Source organism: Bartonella queenslandensis AUST/NH15 (assembly GCF_000312585.1).
In the GTDB taxonomy this organism is placed as follows: domain Bacteria; phylum Pseudomonadota; class Alphaproteobacteria; order Rhizobiales; family Rhizobiaceae; genus Bartonella; species Bartonella queenslandensis_A.
In genome coordinates this window covers 1-363 of sequence record NZ_HE998413.1, presented here as the reverse complement: position 1 = coordinate 363, position 363 = coordinate 1, and the positions used below count along the sequence as shown (strand labels likewise).

General features: G+C 39.1%; 1 pseudogene. It reads right to left on the bottom strand.

The window, feature by feature from the left end:
- Nucleotides 1-137: 137 nt before the first annotated feature.
- Nucleotides 138-363 (bottom strand): annotated as a pseudogene (locus tag BN338_RS12515) (hypothetical protein); the annotation flags it as partial.

Genomic DNA, 363 nt, shown 5'->3' with positions numbered 1-363 from the left:
TTACCTCAAATTTGACCGTACAGAGCGTTTTATATTACGGATGTGGTTTTTCATCATAAAATCTTTAAATCGCTTTGTACGGTGCCTTTTTGTCGATTTAAACGCATATCTAATCGCAAAACGACCAGCACTTTTCACTATTTTGCTGTGTTGAGGTTGCTAATCATTCGCATGAGCTCTTCCCATTTTTCATCAGAAATTGGTTTTCCCTGTGGTTTTACTTCTGGTCTGTTAAGTCTGCAAATTACATCATTTGCTTTTCCTCGAGCACTCCCTTCAAGCCTTTCACAGTAGCTATAAAATTCTGCTGCTGCTGGCATAAATGTCGGGTTTAAACCTTGTGCTTTTCCTAGCAAAACGTCC